The following is a 21,599-nucleotide window of genomic DNA, read 5'->3' as shown; positions in this document are numbered from 1 at the left end:
CGGCCCGCGCTCCGAAGGGAATGTTACTCGTCAGTACACAGTGGGTCCCACCCAGGTGCAAGGCCGGTGAACTGTGACCTTGCCAACGCCGGACGAACCCGCCCCAGCAGGCACGATTCAGTCGCGCAACGCGTTGAAGCGCCCCTGGTGGTACAGCAGGGGCCGGCCCTCCCCCGCGGGATCCCCCGCGACGGCCTCACCGATGATCACCCGGTGCTCACCCGCGGGCACCCGCGCCACCGCCCGGCACACCAGCCACGCCAGTACGCCGTCCAGCACCGGGACCCCGTGGGGGCCGGCGCTCCAGCCGGTGGCCGGGCCGAAGCGGTCGGCGCCGCTGCGGGCGAACAGGCCCGCCAGCTCCTGCTGGTGCTCGCCGAGTATGTGGACGCCGAGGTACTCGGAATCACGGATCGCGGGCCAGCTGGAGGACCCGGTCCCGATGGTGAAGGACAGCATCGGAGGGTCCGCGGAGACCGAGTTGAGCGAGGTGGCGGTGAAGCCCACCGGCCGGCCGCCGTCCGCGGCGGTGATCACCGCGACCCCGGCGGCGTGCCGGCGGAACACGGAGCGCAGCAGTTCGGGCGTGCCGGGCCGGCCGACGCTGGATCGGGAGTACTGGGCCGTCGGGGCGGTCATGAGGGGGCTTCCTTCTGCCACGGGGAACGCGGGCACTGGTGGGATCACGGGTCGGGCCTTCAGTGACCCGGACAGCGCGCGCTCGCGTGTCGGACGAGGTCCACGTGGACCCGTCCATGGAGCAGGAGTTCATACCGCATGGCGCCAGCCTGGCGATTTCCCATGTACACAGTCAAGCGAGAAAGGCCAGATGTCAGGTGCGTCACGCTGCGTGCGGAGGTGCGTACGGGCGCTCCGGGACGCCCGCGCGGCGCGGACTCCGGCGCCCGGGGGCGTACGGGACCCCGAGCGGGCGGACCGTTCCGCGCGCCGCCCGTTCCGACGGACGGCCCGACGGACGGCCCGTCACACCGCTGCGCCCAGGGCGGCGATCACGTCCGCCTTGCGGGGCATCCCGGCGGCCCGCTGGACGATCCGGCCCGCCGCGTCCAGGACGAGCACGGTCGGGGTCTTCTCGATCCCGAGGGCCCGTACGAGGCCGAGGTGGCGTTCGGCGTCGATCTCGATGTGCGCGACCCCGTCCACCATCGCGGCGACCTCGGCGAGGATCCGCCGGGTGGCCCGGCAGGGCTGGCAGAAGGCGCTGGAGAACTGCACCAGGCTGGCCCGCTCGCCCGGCTCCGCGCCCAGCTCCGCGGCGCCCAGCCGGACCTGCCCGTCCGCCTGCCCCGGCACCGGCGCTCCCGTCTGCGTCGTCACGTGGATCCGTCGTCCCCCGTACGTGTCCGTTCCCCCCGCCGTCGCCGGGGGTACCCCTGTTCGGAGCGCCCCGTGGTTGCCCCGCATTCCCTGCGTGACGAGAATCTCCCTGGGCGCGGGCGTCTGGGCTGGCCAGCAGCCCGCGTATGGGGCACGATCCCCATGGTCGCGTACCTACGCTTCCGTAACTTCCGTCCGGGAGCACCTCCCCAGGCAGAAAGCGGGGTCTCCCCAGCATGGCTGAGCTCGTCTACCCCCCGGTGATCAGCGCCGCGCACGGTCTGTTCCGTGCACTGGACATCCGTATCGACATGAAGGGAACCGAGAACATCCCCCGCACGGGCGGTGCGGTCCTGGTGTCGAACCACATCGGCTACCTCGACTTCATCTTCGCCGGACTGACGGCGCGGCCGCAGAAGCGCCTGGTGCGTTTCATGGCGAAGGAGTCGGTGTTCCGGCACAAGGTGTCCGGCCCGCTGATGCGCGCCATGAAGCACATCCCGGTGGACCGCAAGCAGGGTGAGACGGCGTACCAGCACGCCCTGGACTCGCTGCGGGCGGGCGAGATCATCGGGGTGTTCCCGGAGGCCACGATCTCCCAGTCGTTCACGCTCAAGAGCTTCAAGTCGGGTGCGGCGCGCATGGCCCAGGAGGCCGGCGTCCCGCTGATCCCGGTGGCCCTGTGGGGCACCCAGCGGCTGTGGACCAAGGGCCGCCCGAAGAACCTCAAGCGCAGCCACATCCCGGTGACGATGCGGGTGGGCGAGCCCCTGGAGGCCCCGGCGGACCAGTTCGCGGGCGCCATCACGCGCCGCCTGCGCGAGCGCGTGCAGGAGCTGCTCGACTCGGCGCAGCGCGCCTACCCGGACAAGCCCAAGGGCGCCGAGGACTCCTGGTGGCTGCCGGCCCACCTGGGCGGTACCGCGCCGACGGCGGCCGAGGTCAAGGAAGCCGGCTGAGCCGGACGTCGGAGCGCGGCCCCGTCCCCTGGGGGACGGGGCCGCGCTGTGGCCGGGCCGCTCAGTTGGGGTTGTCGGCGTGGGTCAGGGTCTCCCACGCCACGAAGTAGTTGTCGGCGCCCGCGGGGCGCCGTCCCTCGGTGAGCCTGCGCGTGTTGTCCATGGTGACGCCGAGCCGGGTGTGCAGGGCGTTGTAGCCGACCTCGGTCACCGGGCCGATGCCCTTGGCGGGGCTTCCGCCGCAGAGCCAGGACGGCGCGGGCGCGCCGAGTTCGTACGTGGCGTGGAAGCCCAGCGCGTGCCGGAACCGGTCCTTGAACTGCGGGTACAGGTCGCGGCCCTGGATCCGCGAGGTCTCGGCGACGTGCGTGGCCGCCGCGATCCCCCAGCCGGTGTGGCCGAAGTCCCGGCAGGTCTCCTGGGCGAGGCCGTCCACGAAGGTCGTCTGTCCGTGCCAGTAGGTGACCAGCTCGCTCCGGGTGTCGATGTGGGAGCGCGGCGGGTAGGCGGGCTGCGCGCCGTCGGACGCCAGGTAGAAGTAGGCGGGGACGCGGCCGAGGTAGATGCCCATCGCCTTGTCGTAGCTCGCCCGGTCGTCGAGATGGACCGAGATGCCGACGGCGGCGTCCATCATGATCAGTTCCCAGTTGCCGTTGCTGTTCGGCCTCCCGTTGATCACCTCGGGCAGGTAGACCTCTCGCAGCATGGTCGCGAAGCGGTCGCGGTTCGCCCAGCCGCCGGTATAGGTGTGCTTGATGATCTCGGCGGCGCGCGGCCAGGTCGAGCCGGCCCAGCCGCTCTGCAGGGGTGCGTTGCTGTTGGTGTGGTCCTTGATCGTCGCGGACCAGGCGTCCATCAGCTCGATGGACTTCTTCGCGTACTTGGCGTCCCTGGTGATGTACCAGGCGAGCGCCTGGGTATAGGCGGCGACGGCGTCCTGACGCTCGTCCGTGCAGCCGTGGTTCGGGTTCGAACCGGAGCCGCACTCCACGACGGTGCGCGGCTTGGGCGTACGGGACAGCGATGCGTAGCTGCTCGCGAGCATGGCGTCGAACGCCGGTTTCCAGGGCTGCTGGCCCGCCTGCACCTTGGCCCGTACGAAGTCCAGCTGTGCTCGGCTGCTGAGTACTCCGGGGTGGGTGAACTGGGCGGGGGCGGCGGGGGCTGCGGGGGCCGGGGGCGCCGCGACGGTGGGGGCGGGAACCACCGCCACCAGTAAGCCGAGGGCCAGTGCGGCGATCCCGGCGGGGAGTCCGAAACGCATGGGGGGCCTTCCGGTCGGAGGGGTTCCGGTGGGCTGAAGATACTCATGCCCATGCCAAGTCGACAACGATGTCTGACAAGAAAGTTTCCTGTCACACTGCCGCGCCCCGCGCCCCTCCGGTCAGGCTTCGCGCTTGCGGCGGCGGTGGGCGGCCACCCGCGAGCGGCTTGAGCACGTGCTGGAGCAGTAGCGGCGGGCGCTGCCCGGCCCGGTGGCGAGGAAGAGCCGCCCGCACCCCTCGGCGGCGCAGGCCCCCCACGCGATCCGCCCGTGCTCGGTGAGGAGCTGGGCCAGTGCGAGGGCGCCGGTCGCGAGGAACCAGTCACCCCAGCCCGCCCCGTCGCCCCGGTCCACGTGCAGGTGCCAGGGGTGGCCGTCGTGCCGGGTCAGCCGGGGCCTGGTGGCGCACTGCACGAAGAGCGCGTTGAGGGCCTCGGCGGCCCGGTCCTCGTCCGGCTCGGCGAGCACCCCCGCCATCCGCCTGGCCGCGGCGCGCAGTTCGGCGGCGTCCGCCTCGCCGAAGGCCTCCTCGGTGAGGTCGCCCGGGCGCTCCCCGTGCCGGGCCAGCAGCGCCGCGAGGCCCGCGCGCGGCAGGCCGGGGTCCGCGCGCACCGCCTCGGCGAGGTCGATCAGGCGCTGGGGGGCCGAGAAGCCCGGTCCGGAGTCCGCCATGCCTGGATCCTTTCGCCCTACACCCGCATCACGTAACGTCTTGCCCGGCTATCACGTTACACAATGGCGGGGGTGCGGGATGCGCGGGTTGTGGCGGTACCTGGCGGCGGCGCTGGCCGCGCGCTTCGCCTCCGAGGGCATGGGCATGGCGCTGGTGCTGCTCGCCCTGGAGCGCACCGGGAGCGCGGCGCACGGCGCGTTCGTGCTGACGGCCTGGCTGGCCCCGCACGTGCTGGCGGCCCCGCTCGCGGGCGCCGCCGCGGCCCGTACCCGTCGGCCCCGGCTCTTCCACGTCGGCGCCCTGGCCGGGTTCACGGCGGCGGTGGCGGCGCTGTCGCTGCTGCTGGGCCGGGCGCCGGTCGCGGTGGTGATCGCGGTGGCGGTGTGCGGCGGCACCTGCGGGCCGATGGTCACCGGCGGACTGTCCAGCCTGGTCTCCGGCCTGGTGCCGGCGGGTGCGGGGCGGGACCGGGCCTACGGCTGGGACGCCTCCACCTACAACGCCGCGGCGGTCACCGCACCGGCGGTGGTCAGCCTGGTCACGGCCCTGGCCTCGGCCGCACCCGCGATGGCGGCCCTGGCGGCCTCCGGCGCGCTCGCGGCGGTGCTGGCGGCGGGCCTTCCGTACGAGGGGCAGGACGCGGGCCCGCTCCGTGGCGCACCCGGGACGGGGATCACCGCCGGGCTCGTGGCCCTGTGGCGGGTCCGGGAGCTGCGGGCCGTCACCTCGGCCACGACCCTGGCGTTCGTCGGCATCGGCTCGCTCACCACCACCTCGGTGCTGCTGGCGGCCGGGCTCGGCAGCCCGGGGGCCGGGGGCATACTGGTGACGGCCTTCGCGGTGGGCGCGCTGACGGGTTCCCTGACGCTGGGCCGGCTGACCTCGGTGGAGTCGGGGCGCCTCGCCCGATGGGCGCTGACCGGGACCGGGGCCGCCCTGGCCGCGGCGGCCCTCGCGCCGTCCGTGGCCGTCATGGCGGCGCTGTTCGCGGTGGCGGGGGTGTGCGACGGGCCACTGCTGACGGCCACGCTCCGGATCCGCTCGGAGCACGCGCCGACGGGCGCGCGCACGCAGGTGTTCACCCTGGGCGCGGGGCTCAAGCTGACGGCGGCGGCGGCCGGGGCGGCCCTGGTGGGGTTCGCGGCCGACGCGCCCGCACGGACCCTGCTGGCCGGGATCGCCGGACTCCAGCTCGCCGCGGCCCTGCTGCACGCGCTGGTGACCGTACGGGGCGCCGCTCCACAGGCGGCTACAGGGACGTCGGAAGCCTGCGCCACAGCTCCGGCCGGTCGGCGGAGTCCCGGAGGGCCTTGAGCGTGGCCGGGTGCGGGGCGGCGTGCAGCTCGGGGTAGTCGACTTCGCCGAGCTCCGGGCGCACGGGGAAGGCCAGTTGCTCGCAGTCGAGGCTGAACTGCGCGTCCACGCCGGGCTTGTTGCCCCGCGGGTCCTGGCGGAACCACTGCGTCCGGCCGGGCAGCCGCAGGGCGATCAGCCCGTGGACCACGGGGTTCGATCCGTCGTCGTCCGCGAGGAGCTGGTAGCAGAGGGCGGCCGGAATGCCCTGGGCGCGCAGCAGGGCGGCCAGCGCGTGGGACTTGGCGTAGCAGATGCCGTTGCGCGTGGCGAGCACGTCGGAGGCGCGCCAGCTGACGCGCGGGTCGCCGGAGTCCGCCGAGTGCGGGACGGTGTCGCGGACGAACTCGAAGGCCACCTCGGCGTACGCATGCGCGTCGGCGCCCGTGGCGGTCCAGAGGGCGTCGGCGGTTTCGCGTACGAGCGGGTGGCCGTGGTCGATGGCGTCGTCGGCCGCCAGATAGGCGGCGAGGTCGGGCTGCTCCTGGATCAGTTCCATGATCCAGGAGCATACCTATACGACGATACGCATGACTATCGAATTATGGTGTGGCGCCGTCCCGGCCGGGACGGCCACGGCTCAGCGCGCCAGCTCTTCCTTCAGCGCCTGGAGGAAGCCGTCCACGTCCTCCTCCTGGGTGTCGAAGCCGCACATCCAGCGGACGTCACCGGCGGTCTCGTCCCAGAAGTAGAAGCGGTAGCGCTTCTGCAGCCGCAGCGACACCTCGTGCGGCAGCCGCGCGAACACCGCGTTGGCCTGCACCGGGTAGAGGATCTCCACCCCGTCCGTCTCGCGGACGCCCGCGGCCAGCCGCTGCGCCATCGCGTTGGAGTGCCGGGCGTTGCGCAGCCACAGGTCCTTGGCGAGCAGCGCCTCCAGCTGCACCGACACGAACCGCATCTTGGACGCGAGCTGCATCGACATCTTGCGGATGTGCTTCATCTGCCGGACCGCGTCCGGATTGAGCACCACCACGGCCTCGCCGAACATCATGCCGTTCTTGGTGCCGCCGTACGACAGCACGTCCACGCCGACCGTGTTGGTGAAGGTCCGCATCGGCACGTCGAGCGAGGCCGCGGCGTTGGCTATCCGGGCGCCGTCCAGGTGGACCTTCATGCCCTTGCCGTGCGCGTGCTCGCAGATGGCCCGGATCTCGTCCGGGGTGTACACGGTGCCCAGCTCGGTGTTCTGGGTGATCGAGACGACCTGGGGCATCGCCCGGTGCTCGTCCTCCCAGCCCCAGGCCTGGCGGTCGATGAGCTCCGGGGTGAGCTTGCCGTCCGGCGTCGGGACGGTGAGCAGCTTCAGGCCCGCCATCCGCTCCGGCGCACCGCCCTCGTCGACGTTGATGTGCGCCGACTCGGCGCAGATCACGGCGCCCCAGCGGTCGGTCAGGGCCTGGAGGGCCGTGACGTTGGCGCCGGTTCCGTTGAAGACCGGGAAGGCCTGCGCGTACGGTCCGAAGTGGCTGCGGAAGACCTTCTGCAGGTGTTCGGTGTACTCGTCGTCACCGTAGGCGACCTGGTGGCCGCCGTTGGCGAGCGCGATGGCCTCCAGGATCTCCGGATGCACCCCCGCGTAGTTGTCGCTCGCGAAACCGCGTACCGCCGGGTCGTGGTGGCGGCGCGCATCGGTTCTCACGGTTGCGGAGTGAGCCACAGACGCTTTCCGTTCACATCGATGGCGGGCCGCTCCCAGACTCCGGCGATGGCCTCGGCCAGCTCCTTGACGTCGGTGAAGCCCGCGAACTTCGCATTGGGACGCTCGGCGCGCATCGCGTCGTGCACCAGTGCCTTGATGACCAGGATCGCAGCCGCAGCGCCCGGACCCTCATCGCCCCCCACCTTGCGGAAGGAGTCGGCGAGCGCCAGCGTCCAGGCCTCGGCCGCCGCCTTGCCCGCGTTGTACGCGGCGTTGTTGGCGACCGGCTTGTGCGCGCCGGACTGGCTGACCAGGACGTAGCGGCCGCGGTCGCTGCGCAGCAGGCCGTCGTGGAAGGCGAGCGAGGTGTGCTGGACGGTGCGGATGAGGAGCTTCTCCAGGAAGTCCCAGTCCGCGAGGTCGGTGTCGGTGAAGGTGGTGGATCCGCGCCAGCCGCCGACGAGGTGGACTAGGCCGTCCACGTGGCCGAACTCCTTCTCGGTCTGCTCGGCCCACGCCTTGGTGGCGTCCAGGTCGAGCAGGTCCACGGTGTCACCGGTGATGGTGGCGCCGCCGTGGGCGTAGCGTGCCGCGTCCACGGCTTCCGCGAGCCGCGCCGGGTCGGCGTCGGAGGCCACGACCACCGCACCCGCCTCGGCGAGGCGGAGCAGGGTGGCGCGGCCGGCGGGCCCGCCCGCCCCGGCCACCGCGACCACCGCTCCCTGGAGCTTCCCGTTGCCGTTGCCGTTCCCGGAGCCGTTCATCTGTGCAGCCTCCTGAGGGCGAGTGCTCACGCGGCGACCCGCGCAGCGTTCTCGGCGTGTTCCGCGTTCCGGGCGGTGATGCCCTTCGTAGAGGCGATCACGCCCTTGAGCTTCTTGGCGAGGGCCTCATAGAACATGCTGAGCGGAAACTCGTCCGGAAGCACGTCGTCCACGAGCTTGCGCGGAGGCTGCGTCATGTCGAGGGCGTCGGGGCCCTTGGCCCACTTGGAGCCCGGGTGCGGGGCGAGGTAGGTGGAGACCAGCTCGTAGGCCTTGAACCAGTGGACGAGCTTCGGGCGGTCGATGCCGGCCCGGTAGAGGTCCTCGATCTCGCCGCACAGCTGGTTGGTGACCTGCGGGGCGCGCATCCAGTCGATCTTCAGCTTGTTGTCCGTCCAGCGCACGACGTCGTGCTTGTGGAGGTACGCGAAGAGGAGCTGGCCGCCGAGACCGTCGTAGTTGCGGTTGCGGTCGCCGGAGACCGGGAAGCGGAACATCCGGTCGAAGAGGACCGCGTACTGCACGTCGCGGCCGTGCTCGTTGCCCTCGGACTCGAGCTTCACGGCCTCCTTGAAGGCGGTGAGGTCGCAGCGCAGCTCCTCCAGCCCGTACATCCAGAACGGCTGGCGCTGCTTGATCATGAAGGGGTCGAACGGCAGGTCGCCGTGGCTGTGGGTGCGGTCGTGGACCATGTCCCACAGGACGAATGCCTTCTCGCAGCGCTGCTGGTCCTGGACCATGGCGGCGATGTCCTCGGGCAGCTCGATGCCCAGGATGTCCACGGCGGCCTCGGTGACCTTGCGGTAGCGGGCGGCCTCGCGGTCGCAGAAGATGCCGCCCCAGGTGAAGCGCTCGGGGGCCTCGCGCACCGCGATGGTCTCCGGGAAGAGCACGGCGGAGTTGGTGTCGTAGCCCGGGGTGAAGTCCTCGAAGGTGATGCCGAGGAAGAGCGGGTTGTCGTACCGGGTGCGCTCCAGCTCGGCGAGCCACTCGGGCCACACCATCTTGAGCGCGACGGCCTCCAGATTGCGGTCCGGGTTGCCGTTCTGCGTGTACATGGGGAAGACCACGAGGTGCTGGAGACCGTCGGCGCGCTCGGCGGCCGGGTGGAAGGCCAGCAGGGAGTCGAGGAAGTCCGGCACCACGAAACCGTCCGCGGCCCACTTGCGCAGGTCGCCGACGAGGGCCTGGTGGTAGGCCGTGGCGTGCGGGAGCAGCGGGGAGAGCGCCTGGACGGCGCCGACCACGCGCTCGACGGCGGCCTCGGCGGCGGCCCGGGCGGGGGCGCCCTCCGCCTCGAAGTCGATGGAGCCGTCCTTGGCCTGCCAGGGGCGGATCTCCTCCACGGCGGCCTTGAGCTCGGGCCACGCCGGGTGGTCGACCACCCGCGCATCGGCGGCTATCGCGGTACCGCCGGGACCCGGCACAAGAATTTCCGTCATGTCACTTCCTCCACAGGAGAACCTCACGTCAAGACAGCGTATGCGCGTGAGGCTCTCCTACTCAAGAGGGAATGCGGGAAATTATCCTGCGTCACCCCCTCCTTCACCGGAATTCTTCCCGTGCTTAAGGGTGGAATCGATGACTCCGCCCAGTCGCCGCATGGCCTCCCGGGCCTGCGGGAGTACGCCGGACAGCGCGAGGAAGCCGTGGAACATCCCGGGATGGCCGTCCAGGGTCGAGGCGATCCCGTTCCCGGCCAGCAGGCGGTGGTACGCCACCCCGTCGTCCCGCAGCGGATCGCACCCCGCGACCACCACGTGGGCGGGAGGCAGCCCGGCCGGGTCCGCGCGCAGCGGGGAGGCCAGCGGATGGCCGGGGTCCGCCGGGCCGAGGTACTGCTCCCAGAACCAGCGCAGGTGGGCGGCGGTCAGGAAGTACCCCCGCGCGTCGGTCCGGTACGACGGGCTGTCCTGGGCGGCGTCCAGGGCGGGGTAGAGCAGCACCTGGAGCGCGACCGCCGGTCCCCCGCGCTCCCGGGCCAGCAGCAGCGAGGCCACGGCCAGGTTGGCTCCGGCGCTGTCCCCGGCCACCACCAGGGCGGCCGGGTCGCCGCCCAGCTCGTCGAGGTGGGCGCCGGCCCAGCACAGGGCGGCGTACGCGTCGAGGGCGGCGGCGGGGAACCGGGCCTCCGGCGCGCGCCGGTAGTCGACGGAGACGAGTACGGCGCCGGAGGCCCGGCAGAGCGCGCGGACGGTGGCGTCGTGACTGTCGAGATCGCACAGGACCCAGCCCCCGCCGTGGCAGAACACCACGGTCGGGCGGAGCCCGGGCCACTGCTCCGGGTCGGGGTAGTAGACCCGGACGCCCAGCGGCGGCGCCCCGGCCGGGCCCGGGATCTCCCGGTCCTCGACCGAACCGACGGGGGGCGGCCCGGCCGGCGGCGCGGGCGCGGCGGCGAGGATCCGGCGGGCCTCGGCGGCGTCGGTGACGCTGCCGCCGACATCGGGGAAGGCGGCGGCGAGGGCGTCCGCGAAGGGCCGGGCGGCGGGGTCGAGCCGGTCGACGGGGTCGGCGGGTTCGGTGGGGTCGGTGGGGTCGGTGGGGTCGGCAGGGACGAGTCGGTCGCCAGGGGCCGCGGGGGCGAGTCGGTCGGCAGGGTCAGTGGCGTCGAGTGGGTCGGCAGGAGCGGCAGGAGCGGCAGCAGAGGAGAGGCGGTCGGCGGGGTCGGTCATCGCCGCGACCCTCAGCCGTTCCGGCCGGGCACGTCGGCCCCGGGCGCGTCCGCGCCGGGCCCCTCGGCGAAGTGCGGGATGACCTTCTCGCCCCACTGCCGCAGGGTCTCCAGGCAGGCCTCCTGCTCCACCGTGCCCATCTGGATCAGGCACATGATCTCGTCGGCCCCCGCCTCCTTGAGCCGTTGCACGTAGGCGATGGCGTCGTCGGCGCTGCCGTAGGCGTGGTCGGCGTGGAAGGTGGCCGTGGACGTCGGCCGGACCGGGATGGCCTGCTCGTGCAGCCGCGCCACCACCTGCTCGGCGGCCCTGCGCATCTCCGCGGCCTCGTCGGCGCCCTCGACCACCGCCTCGTCCGGGATGCCGGCCCCGCCGTACCAGTGGCCGATCGACTGGGCGAAGAACCGCTGGCCCCGGATACCGATCCGGCGGGCCTCCTCCGGGTCGTCGAGCACGATCGTCGGGCAGAGCACCGAGAAGTGGTCGTTGACGACGGAGGAGACGAACCGGCCGCCGTCCCTCCCGGCGACGGCGGCGTCGTACACCGAGCGCATCCGGGCTATCGACTCGGGCCCGGCGAAGCCCATCACCAGGGCCCCGATCCCCAGCTCGGCGGCCTGCACCAGGGTCTCCTCCCGGCTGCACGCGAGGAACAGCGGCGGGTGCGGGGTCTGCGCGGGCCGCGGCAGGATCGGGTGGGGGTCGATGTCGATCAGCTCACCGTGGTACTCCAGCTCCTCCTCCTGCCAGGCCCTGCCGATGATCCGCAGCGCCTCCTCGACCTCCGCGGTGGTGCGCTCCTTGTCCACCCCGCACAGCGAGGTCTCCTGCACGGTGCCTCCGCGGCCGGCCCCCAGGTCGAGCCGCCCTCCCGAGAGCAGGTCGAGCATGGCGGCCCGCTCGGCGACCCGCACCGGGTGGTTGAAGTTGAAGGGCATGCACACGACGCCGTGCCCGATGCGTATGGTGTTCGTCCTGGCCGCGACCCACGTCAAAAAGATCTCAGGTGCGGACATGTGTGCGTACCACTTCAGCGAGTGGTGCTCCACGGCCCAGATCCGGTCGAATCCCATCCGCTCGGCGAGCACGGCCTGCTCCACGCAGTCGCGGATGACCTGGTGCTCCCGTTCCACCGTCGGGTCGGCGAGCTGAGCTTCGAAGATCACGGAGAATTTCACGGTGCCTCCACGGTTGCGTCCTGAGCCCGGGCTTACTTCAATTAGGAATATGACTAGTAGTCAGAAGCTGAAGAAGCAAGAGCTGCCGCCGACCGCGTGGGCGGTTCTCGGTCTGCTCTCCTTCCCCGGGGAGCGGACCGGTTACGAACTGAAGAAGTGGGCGGACTCCTCGCTCCGCTTCTTCTACTGGTCACCGGCGATCAGCCAGATCTACGCGGAACTGCGCCGCCTGGAGGAGCTCGGGTACGCCGCCTCCGCGCGCTCGGGGCCCGAGGAGGCACGGGCCAAACGGCGGTACGCCATCACCGACGCCGGCCGCGCGGCCCTGTCCGGCTGGGCCGCGGACGTCTCGGAGGCCGGACCCCCGGTCCTCAAGCACGGGCTGCTGCTGCGGATCTGGCTGGGGCACCTGGCCGAGCCGGAGCGGCTGCGGGCGATGGTCGGGGAGCACCTGGAGCGGACCCGGGGCGAGCTGGCCGCCGTACGGGAGGCGATGGGGCAGGCGGGCGACGTGGCGGAATGGGCCTTCCCGGTCCTCGCGCTGCGCTGGAGCGAGCGGCAGCACCTGGCGGAACTGGAGCTGGCACAGGCCCTGCTGGCGGACCTGGCGGACCTCCCGGGACCGGCGGAGGCCGGACCTCAGGCCGGACCTCAGGCCGGACCGGAGGCCGAGGCGAAGGCCTCACCCGAGGCGGAGGCGGCACCCGAGACGGGAGCTGAGGCCGGACCTGAGGCCTGAGCAGAGGCCGGACCTGAGGCCCTGAGCAAAGGCCTGACCGGAGGCCGGAGCAGGGGTCGCACCCGGGGCGGGGCCGCGGTCCGTCAAGCCGGCGGGGACGCGCCCACCCCCGGGTGACGCGGCAGGACCGACGGCGGGCGCCGAGCCCTGACGGGATGCGGCCGTACGGCCCTCCGAGGGCGTTGCACGGGCGGTCCCATCGCACCCGTGGCGCACTAGCATGCGTCCTCATCGCGCGCGGCCGGTCGGGACACCGCGACCGCGCGGAGAGCCGCCGTCGACGGAAGCGAGAGAACCTTGACTTTCCTCACCATCGGTCACCGCGGGGTCATGGGTGTCGAACCGGAGAACACCCTGCGGTCGTTCGTCCGTGCGGAACGCTCCGGCATGGACGTCATCGCACTGGATCTCCAGCTGAGCAAGGACGGCACCCTCGTCGTCCTGCACGACCCCGAGGTGGACCGGACCACCGACGGCTCGGGGGCCGTCGCCGATCTGACCCTGGCCGCCCTGCGCGAGCTCGACGCCGGCCAGGGCGAGCACGTGCCGCTCTTCGAGGAGGTGGTGGACGCGGTCCGGACTCCCCTCCAGGTGTCGGTACGGGACCGGGCCACCGCCGGTGTGCTCGCGCAGCTGATCCTGCGCCGCGACCTGACCGCGCGGGTGGAGGTGGCCTCCGCCGACGAAGCGGTGCTCGCCGAGGCGGCCCGGCTGGTGCCGGGCCTGCGGACCACCTTGTACGCGAGCCCGCACGGCCCCGACATCGTGGACCGGGCGCTGGCCGCCGGGGCCGCCACGATCGCGCTGGACATCCGGCGGCTCACCCTGGAGACCGTGGAGGCGGCGCACGCCGCCGGGATCCGGGTGACCGGCTGGACGGTCAACACCCTGGATCAGCTGCGGCTGGCGCGGGCGCTCGAACTGGACGGCGCCGTCACCGACTTCCCCGAGATCCGCAGTACGGGCCGGTTCACCGCGTGAGAGCGCCCGTACCGGTCAGAGCGACTTGACCAGGAGCTCGAAGGCCAGGTCCTCACGGAGCGGTACGCCGAAGCGCTCGTCGCCGTACGGGAAGGGGCTCAGCTCGCCGGTGCGCCGGTAGCCGCGGCGCACGTAGTAGGCGATGAGCTCCTCCCGTACGTTCACCACCGTCATCCGCATCTCCTTGGCGCCCCAGACCTCGCCCGCGCGGCGCTCGGCCTCGGCCAGGATCTCCTTGCCGAGGCCGCCGCCCTGGAGTCCGGGGCGGACGGCGAACATCCCGAAGTAGACGTGGTCGCCGCGGTGTTCGAGCTGGCAGCAGGCGACGAGTTCACCGGCCCGCTCGACGACGAGCAGGGTGCTGTCCGGGGTGTCTATGACCTGTCGGACCCCGCCCGCGTCGGTGCGCTGGCCCTCCAGGTAGTCCGCCTCCGTGGTCCATCCCGCGCGGCTGGCGTCTCCGCGGTACGCCGACTCGACCAGGGCCACCAGCTCCGGTACGTCCGCCTCCACGGCACTGCGGAAGCTCAGGGGGGCGGGGCTGGGCGTCGACATGCGGGCTCCGTTCTGCGCGGTGGCATATGACATGCCTGGTACGGCAAGGAGAGCTTAAGCGGTCTCTCCCGGAGCGGCGTGCGGACCCCCGCGGGCGGGCATTGCTTCCCGTGACGCCGACGAACCGGGAGGTTCCGCCGTGCACGGTCCCGCCACGTCCCTTCCCGCCTCCGTCTCCGCCTGGCTGCTGGTCCTGCTGTGCGCGGCGAGCGGCGCCTACTGCCTGGTGCGGGCGGGCAGAGCCGGCCGGGGCGGGCGGGGCGCGGCGGCCGGCGAGGCGCTGATGGGCTTCGGCATGGCCGTGATGGCCGCGCCCACGGGGCTGGGCACGTGGGGGCCCCCGATCCTGCTGGCGGTCTTCTGCGCGGCGGCGCTGCACGCCCTGTGGCTGCTGCACGAGGGGGTGCACCACACGCACCACCTCGTCGGTTCGCTGGCCATGGCCTACATGGCGCTGACGATGACGGTGCCGGGCACGACGGCCTCGACGACGGCCACCGGGTACGGGACCGCAGGCGGGCACGGCGCCGGGCTGCCGCTCCTCACCGGCGCACTGCTGCTCTACTTCGCGGGGTACGTCCTGCTGGGCGGGGCCCGGCTGGTGGCGGCGGGCGGCGGCGCCCAGCCGCTCACCGGACCCGTCGGGAGCGACGCGCCCCTGAAGTCCGCGGAGCTGACCCGGGCCTGCCGACTGGCCATGGGAATAGGGATGTTGGCCATGCTGCTCACCATGTGAGGGCGCCGGCGGACGTGTCCTGCGTCACCAATGCCCCAAGGCCATACCCGCAGGTAGCCCCGGCTCATAGGCTGGCGGACATGATGGTCCCCGCCGTTCTCCTGCTGCTCGGCGCCCTGACCGCGGTGCTCGCCCCCCGTCTGCTGGCCCGGGCCGACTGGCCCGAGCGTGAACCCGTCGTCGCCCTGTGGGTGTGGCAGTGCGTGGTCGGCGCCGTACTCCTGTGCCTCGCCCTGTCGATGCTGCTCAGCGCGGCGGCCGCCTGGCTGGCGGTCCGGGACGGGCTCTTCGCCGCCGCCCCGCACGGGGTGGTCGACGCCTACGCGCTGGGCGCCTCCGGCGGGCCGTGGGCCGCCGCCACCGCACTGCTCCTGGCGGGCGGCGCCCTGTGGACGGGCGCCAAGCTGACTTTGGAGGTGCTGCGGGCGCGGGCGCGCCGGCGGGCGCAGGGCACCGAGCTGCTGGTCCGGGCCCCGCTGCTGCCCGGGGAGGACCCGGCCGCGGCACGGCTGGTCGTGCTGGAGGGGGCGCGGCCGGACGCCTGGTGGCTGCCGGGGACGGCTCCGCAGCTGGTGGTCACGACGGCGGCCCTGGGCCGGCTCAAGGGGAGCCAGCTGGACGCCGTACTGGCCCACGAGCAGGGGCACGCCGCGGCCCGCCACGACTGGCTGCTGAACTGCGCGCGGGCCCTGGCCGGAGGCTTCCCGCGGGTGCCGGTCTTCGCCGCGTTCGAGGCGGAGATGCACCGCCTCGTCGAGCTGGCCGCCGACGACGTGGCCTCGCGGCGGTTCGGCCGGCTGACGGTCGCGCTGGCCCTGGTCGGACTGAACGAGGACCGCGGGGTGTTCGGGCCCGGCCCGGCCCCGCACGCGCACGTCACGCACCGGGTGCGGCGGCTGCTGTCGGCCGCGCCCCGGCTCTCGGCGGTCCGGCGGCTGCGGCTGACGGCGCTGGCCACGCTGGTCCCGGCGGTCCCGCTGCTGGTGGCCTTCGTACCGGGTCTGAGCGCCCTGGCGTAGGGCCTGCCGTCAAAGTGCCGCCCGCCAGACGGGACTTTGACCGCACGCCCTGATGGGGGCCGGCTGGCCGCTGGCGCGCCCGCCCGGCCCCGGTGGTCCCGCTGCTGCGAGGATCAGCCGATGCGGAACGAACGACTTCGGTGGACGGGCGTCGGCTGCGCGCTGCTGGCGGCCGTGCTGACCGCGCTGGTGCTGGCGCGGTGGCAGCCGCTGCTCTCGTACGACGACCGGGTGACCCGGGACCTGCACGGCTACTCCGTCCTCCACCCGGGGGTCACGCAGCTCATGCGGGTGCTGAGCGACTTGGTGTGGGACCCCTGGACCATGCGCGTCCTGGCCGCCCTGGCCTGTGTCTGGCTGTGGTGGCGAGCAGACCGGTGGCGGGCGGTGCGGGTGGCGCTGGCCACCGTGATCGGCTCGGCGGTGCAGCAGGGGCTGAAGGCTCTGGTGGGGCGGGAGCGCCCGGTGTGGACGGATCCCGTGGACACGGCGCAGTACGCGGCCTATCCGTCCGGCCACGCCATGACGGCGACGGTGGTGTGCGGGATGCTGCTGTGGCTGCTCCCGCACGGGTCCCCGGCGCGCCCGTCGGAGCCGGCACGGCCGACGCGGGGGGCGTGGCCGGTGTGGACGGCTCCGGCGGCGTGGTCCCTGGCCGTGGTGTCGGTGCTCGGCGTCGGCTTCACCCGCGTCTACCTCGGTGTGCACTGGCCCTCCGACGTGCTCGGGGGCTGGCTGCTGGGCGTCGTCGTGGTGGCCTGCGCGACGACCTGGGGGGCTCCGGAGGGCCGGGGCCGCATACGTGTCAGAGTCGGGTCATGAACGCACCCATCCCCGGCGCCTGGTTGCGCGCCGGAATCAGCCGTGACGGTGGCCCGCTGCACGAGACGAGGCACGTCGTGTGGGTCCAGAGCGGCGAGTTCTACGCCGACAGCCGCGGGTTCGCCGGAACCACCGTCTACGACGGCCGGCAGGTCACGTTCCTCCACGAGGTCGGCAGTCCCGGCCATGACGTGGGAACGCTGCGCCGCGAGGGCGCCGACCTGATCGAGACGGGCGAGAACCCCGACGGCAGCACCTTCATGGAGGTCTGGACTCCGCTCGACGGCACCGACTGCGCGGGCGGCACCGGCGCGGGCGGCGACGGCACCGGCGACGCCGTACCGGAGGGCTCCTGGCATGTCGGAGGGACCCAGACCGTCCGGGTGGGCCGGCACGTCGTCCACGTCGACAGCGCGGCAAACGGCGCCCACTTCGTCCTGCCCGCCGACCGTCCCTGAGTCCGTACGGCGTGATGTGGTGTGCCTGCTCTGGGCGATCCCCCGTGTCACCCAGAGCAGACGACCCCGTGCGCTGAGTATATTGGCTCCGAGCCAGTCAACGCAGGAGTAAGCATGTCCCCGCGCAGCGCATCGGTCAATGAAGAATTGCGCAGACGTTCCCGGGAGCGGCTGCTCCAGGCCACGGTCGAACTCGTCGCCGAGCGTGGCTACGAGGCCACGACCCTCGGCGACATCGCCGACCGGGCGGGCACGGCGCGCGGCCTGGTCTCGTACTACTTCCCGGGCAAACGGCAGTTGCTGCAGTCGGCGGTGCACCGGCTGATGCACCTGACCCTTCAGGAGGCGCTGGAGCGCGAGCCGCGGCCCGCCGGCGCACTGGGGGGCTGCGAGCTGCTCGCCCGGGCCATCGACTCGATCCTCGGGCTGACGCAGGACCATCCGCTGCTGATGCGGACGCACATGGCGGGCATCCTCACGGCGGAGGGCTTCGTGCAGTGCCCGGAGCAGCAGCGGCTGGCGGAGCTGCTGCGCCACACCGTCACCCGGTACGGCTCGCAGGACGTGGACACCGACTACCCGCTTCTGCGGGCGCTGCTGATGGGCGCGGTGGTGGCCGTGCTGCTGCCGGGGGCGCCGATGCCTCGGGCCCGGCTGCGGGCCGAGCTGTTCCAGCGTTACGGGCTGGACTGGGATCTCGGCGTTCCGCCGGACGGCTGCGGGCCGCCCGGCGGAACGATTCAGCTTTGACCACGGGAGCCGAGGGCCGCTACAGGGGCTAGCGGTAGTCGGGCTGGGACTGCACGTTGAGCCGGTCCATCCACACCCACTTGGCGCTGTCGGTGCGCCAGTCGTCCAGCCTCAGCACGTCGAGGCCCTTGGCGATGTCGTTCGAGTAGATGTGCCCGTTGTAGTAGTACGCCGACCAGGACCCGCCGAGTCCGAGCTGGTCCGTGCTGAGCGGGCCGCGCTCGAAGTAGCCGATCTCCTTGGGGCCGGCGGAGTCGGTGAAGTCCCAGACCGAGATGCCGCCCTGGTACCAGGCCTGGACCATGATGTCGCGGCCGCCGCCGACCGGGATCAGCGAGCCGTTGTGGGCCACGCAGTTCTCGGTGTCGGCCTGGTGGCGCGGGATCTTGAAGTAGCTGCGGAAGACGAGCTTGCGCTCGTCGCCGCGGCCGGTGACGTCGTAGATCCCGTCGGCACCGCGGTTGGGTCCGGTGGCCTCGTTGCAGGTGGCGCCGCCACCGCCGCCGAGCTCGTCGGTGAACACCACCTTGTTCGCCCGCTCGTTGAAGGTGGCCGAGTGCCAGAACGCGAAGTTCACGTTGTCCTGCACCCGGTCGATGACCCTCGGCTGCTCGGGCTTGCTGATGTCGAACAGGATGCCGTCGCCCATGCAGGCGCCGGCGGCCAGGTTCTTCGACGGCAGCACGGTGATGTCGTGGCAGCCGGTGGTCTTGGAGACGCCCGGGTTCTCCGGTCCGCCCGGGTTGCCGCCGTCCGGGAAGAGGATCGGGAAGGCGACGACCGCGGCCTGGGTCGGCTTCTTCTTCGGGACCTTCACCACGGAGATGCCGTCGTGCGGCGGCCGGCAGTCCGGGAACGCCTCGTTCGGCGAGTAGGAGGCGACGTAGAGGTAGATGTCCCGGTCGCCGTTGAGCAGGGTATGGGTGTGGGAGCCGCAGGCCGTCTCGACGGACTTGATGTACTTGGGGTTCTTCTTGTCCTTGATGTCGAAGATCTTGATGCCCTCCCACGAGGACTTCTCCGTCGCGGGCTGCGAGACGCTGTTGCAGGAGTCGTCGCTGCGCGAGGAGTCCGTGGAGAGGAAGAGCAGGTCACCGTGGACGGATATGTCGTTCTGGCCGCCGGGGCAGAGCACCTGGCTGACGGTCTTCGGCGCCTTGGGATTGCCGATGTCGTAGACCGTGAAGCCGTTGTAGTTGCCGGCGTAGGCGTACTTCCCCTGGAAGGCCAGGTCGGAGTTGGTGATTCCGGGGAAGGTACTGGGGATGTTGGCCAGGGGCTTGATGTTGCGGCTGTGGACGATCTCGTCCTGGCCGGGGATCTCGCCGGGCGCGAGTTCCCTGCCCTCGGCGAGGCCGCTGCTCTGCTGGCTGCCGGTCCCGGGCGTCAAGTCACCCGGGTCCGGGGAGGCTGCCGCGGGTGTGGCCGCGAGGAGCGCGGCGAGGAGGCCGGCCGCGGCGACGGCCGCTCCCAGACTCCGGTTCCGCACTCTTGTGGTGTGCAACGAGGTCACTGTGCCCTCCCATGGGAGTCCGATCGGTTCCGTTCGTCGTGGGAACGGAACCAGGACCCCGGCAGTATCGTCTTTCCATGGACATGGCAAAAGACCTCCGGGGTCCCAAGGCCTCACGGGCGCGGCTCGGCCGATTCGCCGGGGCGGCCGTGGCCGCCGGCCTCCTGCTCGCCCTCACCGGCTGCCAGGAGGAGAGCGGGAGCGGCGCGAAGGCCGGGGCGGACGACGGACAGGCCGCGGTGATCGCCCCCGGCAGACCCGGCGAGAAGGCCCGCACCCTCTCCCCCGAACAGGCCGCCAAGGAGCAGCCCGACGACAGCCCCAACGCGGCCGACCACGCCTACGTGCAGGGCATGATCGAGCACCACCGGCAGGCCCTGACCATGAGCGCGCTGGCCCCGGACCGGGCCTCGGCGGACGGGGTCAAACGGCTCGCGGAGCGGATCGCGGCAGCGCAGAAGCCGGAAATCGGGGCGATGGAGGGATGGTTGTCCCGCTATCCGGCGCCCGCGGCGGGCTCCGGAGGCCACGACCACGGCACGATGCCGGGCATGGCCACGGAACAGCAGCTGGGTGAGCTGACGCAGGCCCGCGGCGGCGACTTCGACCGGCTGTTCCTGAAGCTGATGACCACCCACCACGAGGGCGCGCTGAAGATGGCGGGCGAGGCGCTGGCCGACGGGAACAACGTGCTGGTCGAGGAGATGGCCAACGAGGTCGTGGCCACGCAGAGCGCCGAGATCCACCGGATGCGCACGATGGGCTGACGGCCGGGGCACCTGGTGTCATGCTGGGACCACCTGCGGGAGGAGTTCCGCCGTGCTTCGTATCGCCGTCGTCGGATCGGGCCCCAGCGGGGTGTACGCCGCTCAGACGCTGACCCAGCAGCGCGAGGTGCCGGGCGTACGGGTGGACGTACTGGACCGGCTGCCGGCACCGTACGGCCTCGTACGGTACGGGGTCGCCCCCGACCACGAGAAGATCAAATCGCTCCAGGGCAGCCTGCGCACCGTGCTGGAGGACGAGCGGATCCGCTTCCTCGGCCATGTCGAGGTCGGCGGGGAGCAGCTGCCCACCGAGCGGCTGCTGGAGCTGTACCACGCGGTGGTGTACTGCGTGGGGGCGGCGCGGGACCGGCTGCTGGGCATCCCCGGCGAGGAACTGGCCGGGGTGCACTCCGCCACGGCCTTCGTGTCCTGGTACAGCGGACACCCGGATGCCGCGGCCGAGGCCTTCGACCTGCCCGGGGTGAGCTCGGCGGTGGTGATCGGCGCGGGCAACGTCGCCGTGGACGTCACCCGGATCCTGGCGCGCGGCGTACCGGAGCTGTCGCCGACCGACATGCCGCAGCCCGCGCTGGGCGCGCTCGCCGACAGCGGGCTGCACACGGTCGCGATGGTCGCCCGACGCGGCCCGTCCCAGGGCAAGTTCACCACCAAGGAGCTGCGGGAACTGGGCACGCTGCCCTCGGTGGATGCCGTCGTGGACCCCGCCGAGCTGGCCCTGGACCCCGCGTACGCCGACCCGGGCGCTGCGGCGGCGCTGCCCGCGGTGGCGCGCCGGAACCTGGAGGTGCTGCGCGGCTGGGCGGAGCGGGGCCCGGGGGACGGGCAGCGCCGCATCGCGCTGCGGTTCTACCTGCGTCCGGTGGAGGTGCTGGGCGGGCCCGACGGCCGGGTCAGGGCCGTGCGCTTCGAGCGGACCCTCCCCGACGGCCTCGGCGGGGTCACCGGCACGGGCACGTACGAGGACCTCGACGCCCAGCTGGTGCTGCGCTCGGTGGGGTACAAGGGCGTCCCGCTGGCCGGCCTGCCCTTCGACCCCGCGAAGGGCACCGTCCCGCACGCGGCGGGCCGGGTGCTGCGCGCGGGCCGGGCCTCGGTCGGCGAGTACGTGGCGGGCTGGATCAAGCGGGGCCCGACCGGGGTGATCGGCACCAACCGGCCCTGCGCCAAGGAGAGCGTCTCCTCCCTGCTCCAGGACGCGGGGGCGCTGGCCCGCCGGGAGCTTCCCGACGACCCGCTGGACGCCCTGCGGGCGGCGGGCCTGCGTCCGGTGCTGTGGCCGGGCTGGCTGGCCATCGAAACGGCCGAGACGGACCTGGGCCGCTCCCTGGGCCGCCGCTCGGTCAAGATCCCCGACTGGCCGGGCCTCCTGGACGCCGCGGGCCCGGGCTAGGC

Annotated in this window: 23 protein-coding genes; 11 read left to right on the top strand and 12 right to left on the bottom strand. The window is 72.7% G+C overall.

Annotated features, from left to right (window positions below):
• Positions 1 to 117: 117 nt before the first annotated feature.
• Both OG447_RS21165 and OG447_RS21160 read right to left on the bottom strand, forming a co-directional pair.
• A complete protein-coding gene (locus OG447_RS21165) occupies positions 118 to 639 on the bottom strand; it encodes a flavin reductase family protein (RefSeq protein ID WP_266938407.1) in 522 nt (173 codons plus the stop codon).
• Between the two features lie 345 nt (positions 640 to 984).
• The gene (locus OG447_RS21160; RefSeq protein ID WP_266938406.1) at positions 985 to 1,338 is read right to left on the bottom strand and encodes a thioredoxin family protein; all 354 of its coding nucleotides are present in this window, start codon (positions 1,336 to 1,338) and stop codon (positions 985 to 987) included.
• Positions 1,339 to 1,574: 236 nt separating this feature from the next.
• Between OG447_RS21160 and OG447_RS21155 the strand changes: the two genes are divergently transcribed.
• Positions 1,575 to 2,297, top strand: coding sequence for a 1-acyl-sn-glycerol-3-phosphate acyltransferase (locus OG447_RS21155; protein WP_266938405.1), 723 nt, complete (start codon positions 1,575 to 1,577; stop codon positions 2,295 to 2,297).
• A 61-nt stretch (positions 2,298 to 2,358) separates the two neighbouring features.
• Here OG447_RS21155 and OG447_RS21150 read toward each other — a convergent pair whose 3' ends face one another.
• Positions 2,359 to 3,561, bottom strand: coding sequence for an alginate lyase family protein (locus OG447_RS21150; protein ID WP_266938404.1), 1,203 nt, complete (start codon positions 3,559 to 3,561; stop codon positions 2,359 to 2,361).
• Between the two features lie 120 nt (positions 3,562 to 3,681).
• Positions 3,682 to 4,233, bottom strand: a complete 552-nt coding sequence (locus tag OG447_RS21145) for a CGNR zinc finger domain-containing protein (protein ID WP_266938403.1) — start codon at positions 4,231 to 4,233, stop codon at positions 3,682 to 3,684.
• A gap of 79 nt (positions 4,234 to 4,312) precedes the next feature.
• Between OG447_RS21145 and OG447_RS21140 the strand changes: the two genes are divergently transcribed.
• Positions 4,313 to 5,548 carry an MFS transporter gene (locus OG447_RS21140; protein WP_266938402.1) on the top strand — a complete coding sequence of 412 codons (1,236 nt, stop codon included), beginning with the start codon at positions 4,313 to 4,315 and terminating at the stop codon, positions 5,546 to 5,548.
• Here OG447_RS21140 and OG447_RS21135 read toward each other — a convergent pair.
• From OG447_RS21135 to OG447_RS21110, 6 genes are all read right to left on the bottom strand, one after another.
• On the bottom strand, positions 5,484 to 6,086 hold the full coding sequence (locus tag OG447_RS21135) for a transglutaminase family protein (RefSeq protein ID WP_266938401.1): 603 nt from the start codon (positions 6,084 to 6,086) through the stop codon (positions 5,484 to 5,486). The two genes, OG447_RS21140 and OG447_RS21135, sit on opposite strands and share 65 nt — an antisense overlap.
• A gap of 81 nt (positions 6,087 to 6,167) precedes the next feature.
• Positions 6,168 to 7,229 (bottom strand): low specificity L-threonine aldolase, encoded by a 1,062-nt coding sequence (locus OG447_RS21130; RefSeq protein ID WP_266938400.1) that lies wholly within the window; start codon positions 7,227 to 7,229, stop codon positions 6,168 to 6,170.
• Positions 7,226 to 7,993: an SDR family NAD(P)-dependent oxidoreductase gene (locus OG447_RS21125; protein ID WP_266938398.1), complete on the bottom strand. Its 768-nt coding sequence runs from the start codon at positions 7,991 to 7,993 to the stop codon at positions 7,226 to 7,228. Before OG447_RS21125 ends, OG447_RS21130 begins: the two co-directional genes overlap by 4 nt.
• A 26-nt stretch (positions 7,994 to 8,019) precedes the next feature.
• Positions 8,020 to 9,435 carry a DUF6421 family protein gene (locus tag OG447_RS21120; protein WP_266938396.1) on the bottom strand — a complete coding sequence of 472 codons (1,416 nt, stop codon included), beginning with the start codon at positions 9,433 to 9,435 and terminating at the stop codon, positions 8,020 to 8,022.
• 81 nt (positions 9,436 to 9,516) lie between these two features.
• Positions 9,517 to 10,668: an alpha/beta hydrolase gene (locus OG447_RS21115; protein WP_266938395.1), complete on the bottom strand. Its 1,152-nt coding sequence runs from the start codon at positions 10,666 to 10,668 to the stop codon at positions 9,517 to 9,519.
• Positions 10,669 to 10,679: 11 nt separating this feature from the next.
• Entirely contained in the window at positions 10,680 to 11,846 is a 1,167-nt protein-coding gene (locus OG447_RS21110) for an LLM class flavin-dependent oxidoreductase (protein WP_266938393.1), read from the bottom strand.
• A 49-nt stretch (positions 11,847 to 11,895) separates the two neighbouring features.
• Here OG447_RS21110 and OG447_RS21105 point away from each other — a divergent pair, with 49 nt between their 5' ends.
• Both OG447_RS21105 and OG447_RS21100 read left to right on the top strand, forming a co-directional pair.
• Complete coding sequence (locus tag OG447_RS21105) at positions 11,896 to 12,585, top strand: PadR family transcriptional regulator (protein WP_266938392.1); 690 nt, start codon at positions 11,896 to 11,898, stop codon at positions 12,583 to 12,585.
• 297 nt (positions 12,586 to 12,882) lie between these two features.
• Entirely contained in the window at positions 12,883 to 13,566 is a 684-nt protein-coding gene (locus tag OG447_RS21100) for a glycerophosphodiester phosphodiesterase family protein (protein ID WP_266938391.1), read from the top strand.
• A gap of 15 nt (positions 13,567 to 13,581) precedes the next feature.
• On the opposite strand, the gene OG447_RS21095 is transcribed toward OG447_RS21100, so the two are convergent.
• Positions 13,582 to 14,121 carry a GNAT family N-acetyltransferase gene (locus OG447_RS21095; protein ID WP_266938390.1) on the bottom strand — a complete coding sequence of 180 codons (540 nt, stop codon included), beginning with the start codon at positions 14,119 to 14,121 and terminating at the stop codon, positions 13,582 to 13,584.
• A gap of 139 nt (positions 14,122 to 14,260) precedes the next feature.
• Here OG447_RS21095 and OG447_RS21090 point away from each other — a divergent pair, with 139 nt between their 5' ends.
• From OG447_RS21090 to OG447_RS21070, 5 genes are all read left to right on the top strand, one after another.
• A complete protein-coding gene (locus tag OG447_RS21090) occupies positions 14,261 to 14,857 on the top strand; it encodes a DUF5134 domain-containing protein (RefSeq protein ID WP_266938389.1) in 597 nt (198 codons plus the stop codon).
• An 80-nt stretch (positions 14,858 to 14,937) separates the two neighbouring features.
• Positions 14,938 to 15,876 (top strand): M56 family metallopeptidase, encoded by a 939-nt coding sequence (locus OG447_RS21085; RefSeq protein WP_266938388.1) that lies wholly within the window; start codon positions 14,938 to 14,940, stop codon positions 15,874 to 15,876.
• A 120-nt stretch (positions 15,877 to 15,996) separates the two neighbouring features.
• Positions 15,997 to 16,698 carry a phosphatase PAP2 family protein gene (locus OG447_RS21080; protein WP_266938387.1) on the top strand — a complete coding sequence of 234 codons (702 nt, stop codon included), beginning with the start codon at positions 15,997 to 15,999 and terminating at the stop codon, positions 16,696 to 16,698.
• A complete protein-coding gene (locus OG447_RS21075; RefSeq protein ID WP_266938386.1) occupies positions 16,695 to 17,156 on the top strand; it encodes a hypothetical protein in 462 nt (153 codons plus the stop codon). Before OG447_RS21080 ends, OG447_RS21075 begins: the two co-directional genes overlap by 4 nt.
• A gap of 114 nt (positions 17,157 to 17,270) precedes the next feature.
• Positions 17,271 to 17,906, top strand: coding sequence for a TetR/AcrR family transcriptional regulator (locus OG447_RS21070; RefSeq protein ID WP_266938385.1), 636 nt, complete (start codon positions 17,271 to 17,273; stop codon positions 17,904 to 17,906).
• Between the two features lie 28 nt (positions 17,907 to 17,934).
• Here the strand turns inward: OG447_RS21070 and OG447_RS21065 are convergent, their stop codons facing one another.
• Positions 17,935 to 19,419 (bottom strand): LVIVD repeat-containing protein, encoded by a 1,485-nt coding sequence (locus OG447_RS21065; RefSeq protein ID WP_266938383.1) that lies wholly within the window; start codon positions 19,417 to 19,419, stop codon positions 17,935 to 17,937.
• A gap of 83 nt (positions 19,420 to 19,502) precedes the next feature.
• On the opposite strand from OG447_RS21065, the gene OG447_RS21060 reads away from it, so the two are divergent.
• The gene (locus tag OG447_RS21060; RefSeq protein ID WP_266938966.1) at positions 19,503 to 20,186 is read left to right on the top strand and encodes a DUF305 domain-containing protein; all 684 of its coding nucleotides are present in this window, start codon (positions 19,503 to 19,505) and stop codon (positions 20,184 to 20,186) included.
• A 52-nt stretch (positions 20,187 to 20,238) separates the two neighbouring features.
• Positions 20,239 to 21,597 (top strand): FAD-dependent oxidoreductase, encoded by a 1,359-nt coding sequence (locus tag OG447_RS21055; protein WP_266938382.1) that lies wholly within the window; start codon positions 20,239 to 20,241, stop codon positions 21,595 to 21,597.
• Positions 21,598 to 21,599: the final 2 nt, after the last annotated feature.

The sequence above is a fragment of the Streptomyces sp. NBC_01408 genome (assembly GCF_026340255.1).
Lineage (GTDB): Bacteria > Actinomycetota > Actinomycetes > Streptomycetales > Streptomycetaceae > Streptomyces.
Note: the sequence above shows the minus strand (reverse complement) of the source record. Positions and strands in the feature narration are given on the sequence as shown.

Excerpts from the sequence above, each read along its gene's own strand:
- OG447_RS21070 (WP_266938385.1), top strand. The coding sequence starts at position 17,271 with ATGTCCCCGCGCAGCGCATCGGTCAATGAAGAATTGCGCAGACGTTCC.
- OG447_RS21140 (WP_266938402.1), top strand. The coding sequence starts at position 4,313 with ATGCGCGGGTTGTGGCGGTACCTGGCGGCGGCGCTGGCCGCGCGCTTC.
- OG447_RS21145 (WP_266938403.1), bottom strand. The coding sequence starts at position 4,233 with ATGGCGGACTCCGGACCGGGCTTCTCGGCCCCCCAGCGCCTGATCGAC.
- OG447_RS21105 (WP_266938392.1), top strand. The coding sequence starts at position 11,896 with ATGACTAGTAGTCAGAAGCTGAAGAAGCAAGAGCTGCCGCCGACCGCG.
- OG447_RS21165 (WP_266938407.1), bottom strand. The coding sequence starts at position 639 with ATGACCGCCCCGACGGCCCAGTACTCCCGATCCAGCGTCGGCCGGCCC.
- OG447_RS21095 (WP_266938390.1), bottom strand. The coding sequence starts at position 14,121 with ATGTCGACGCCCAGCCCCGCCCCCCTGAGCTTCCGCAGTGCCGTGGAG.
- OG447_RS21125 (WP_266938398.1), bottom strand. The coding sequence starts at position 7,993 with ATGAACGGCTCCGGGAACGGCAACGGCAACGGGAAGCTCCAGGGAGCG.
- OG447_RS21135 (WP_266938401.1), bottom strand. The coding sequence starts at position 6,086 with ATGGAACTGATCCAGGAGCAGCCCGACCTCGCCGCCTATCTGGCGGCC.
- OG447_RS21150 (WP_266938404.1), bottom strand. The coding sequence starts at position 3,561 with ATGCGTTTCGGACTCCCCGCCGGGATCGCCGCACTGGCCCTCGGCTTA.
- OG447_RS21085 (WP_266938388.1), top strand. The coding sequence starts at position 14,938 with ATGATGGTCCCCGCCGTTCTCCTGCTGCTCGGCGCCCTGACCGCGGTG.
- OG447_RS21120 (WP_266938396.1), bottom strand. The coding sequence starts at position 9,435 with ATGACGGAAATTCTTGTGCCGGGTCCCGGCGGTACCGCGATAGCCGCC.
- OG447_RS21155 (WP_266938405.1), top strand. The coding sequence starts at position 1,575 with ATGGCTGAGCTCGTCTACCCCCCGGTGATCAGCGCCGCGCACGGTCTG.
- OG447_RS21115 (WP_266938395.1), bottom strand. The coding sequence starts at position 10,668 with ATGACCGACCCCGCCGACCGCCTCTCCTCTGCTGCCGCTCCTGCCGCT.
- OG447_RS21080 (WP_266938387.1), top strand. The coding sequence starts at position 15,997 with ATGCGGAACGAACGACTTCGGTGGACGGGCGTCGGCTGCGCGCTGCTG.
- OG447_RS21075 (WP_266938386.1), top strand. The coding sequence starts at position 16,695 with ATGAACGCACCCATCCCCGGCGCCTGGTTGCGCGCCGGAATCAGCCGT.
- OG447_RS21060 (WP_266938966.1), top strand. The coding sequence starts at position 19,503 with ATGGCAAAAGACCTCCGGGGTCCCAAGGCCTCACGGGCGCGGCTCGGC.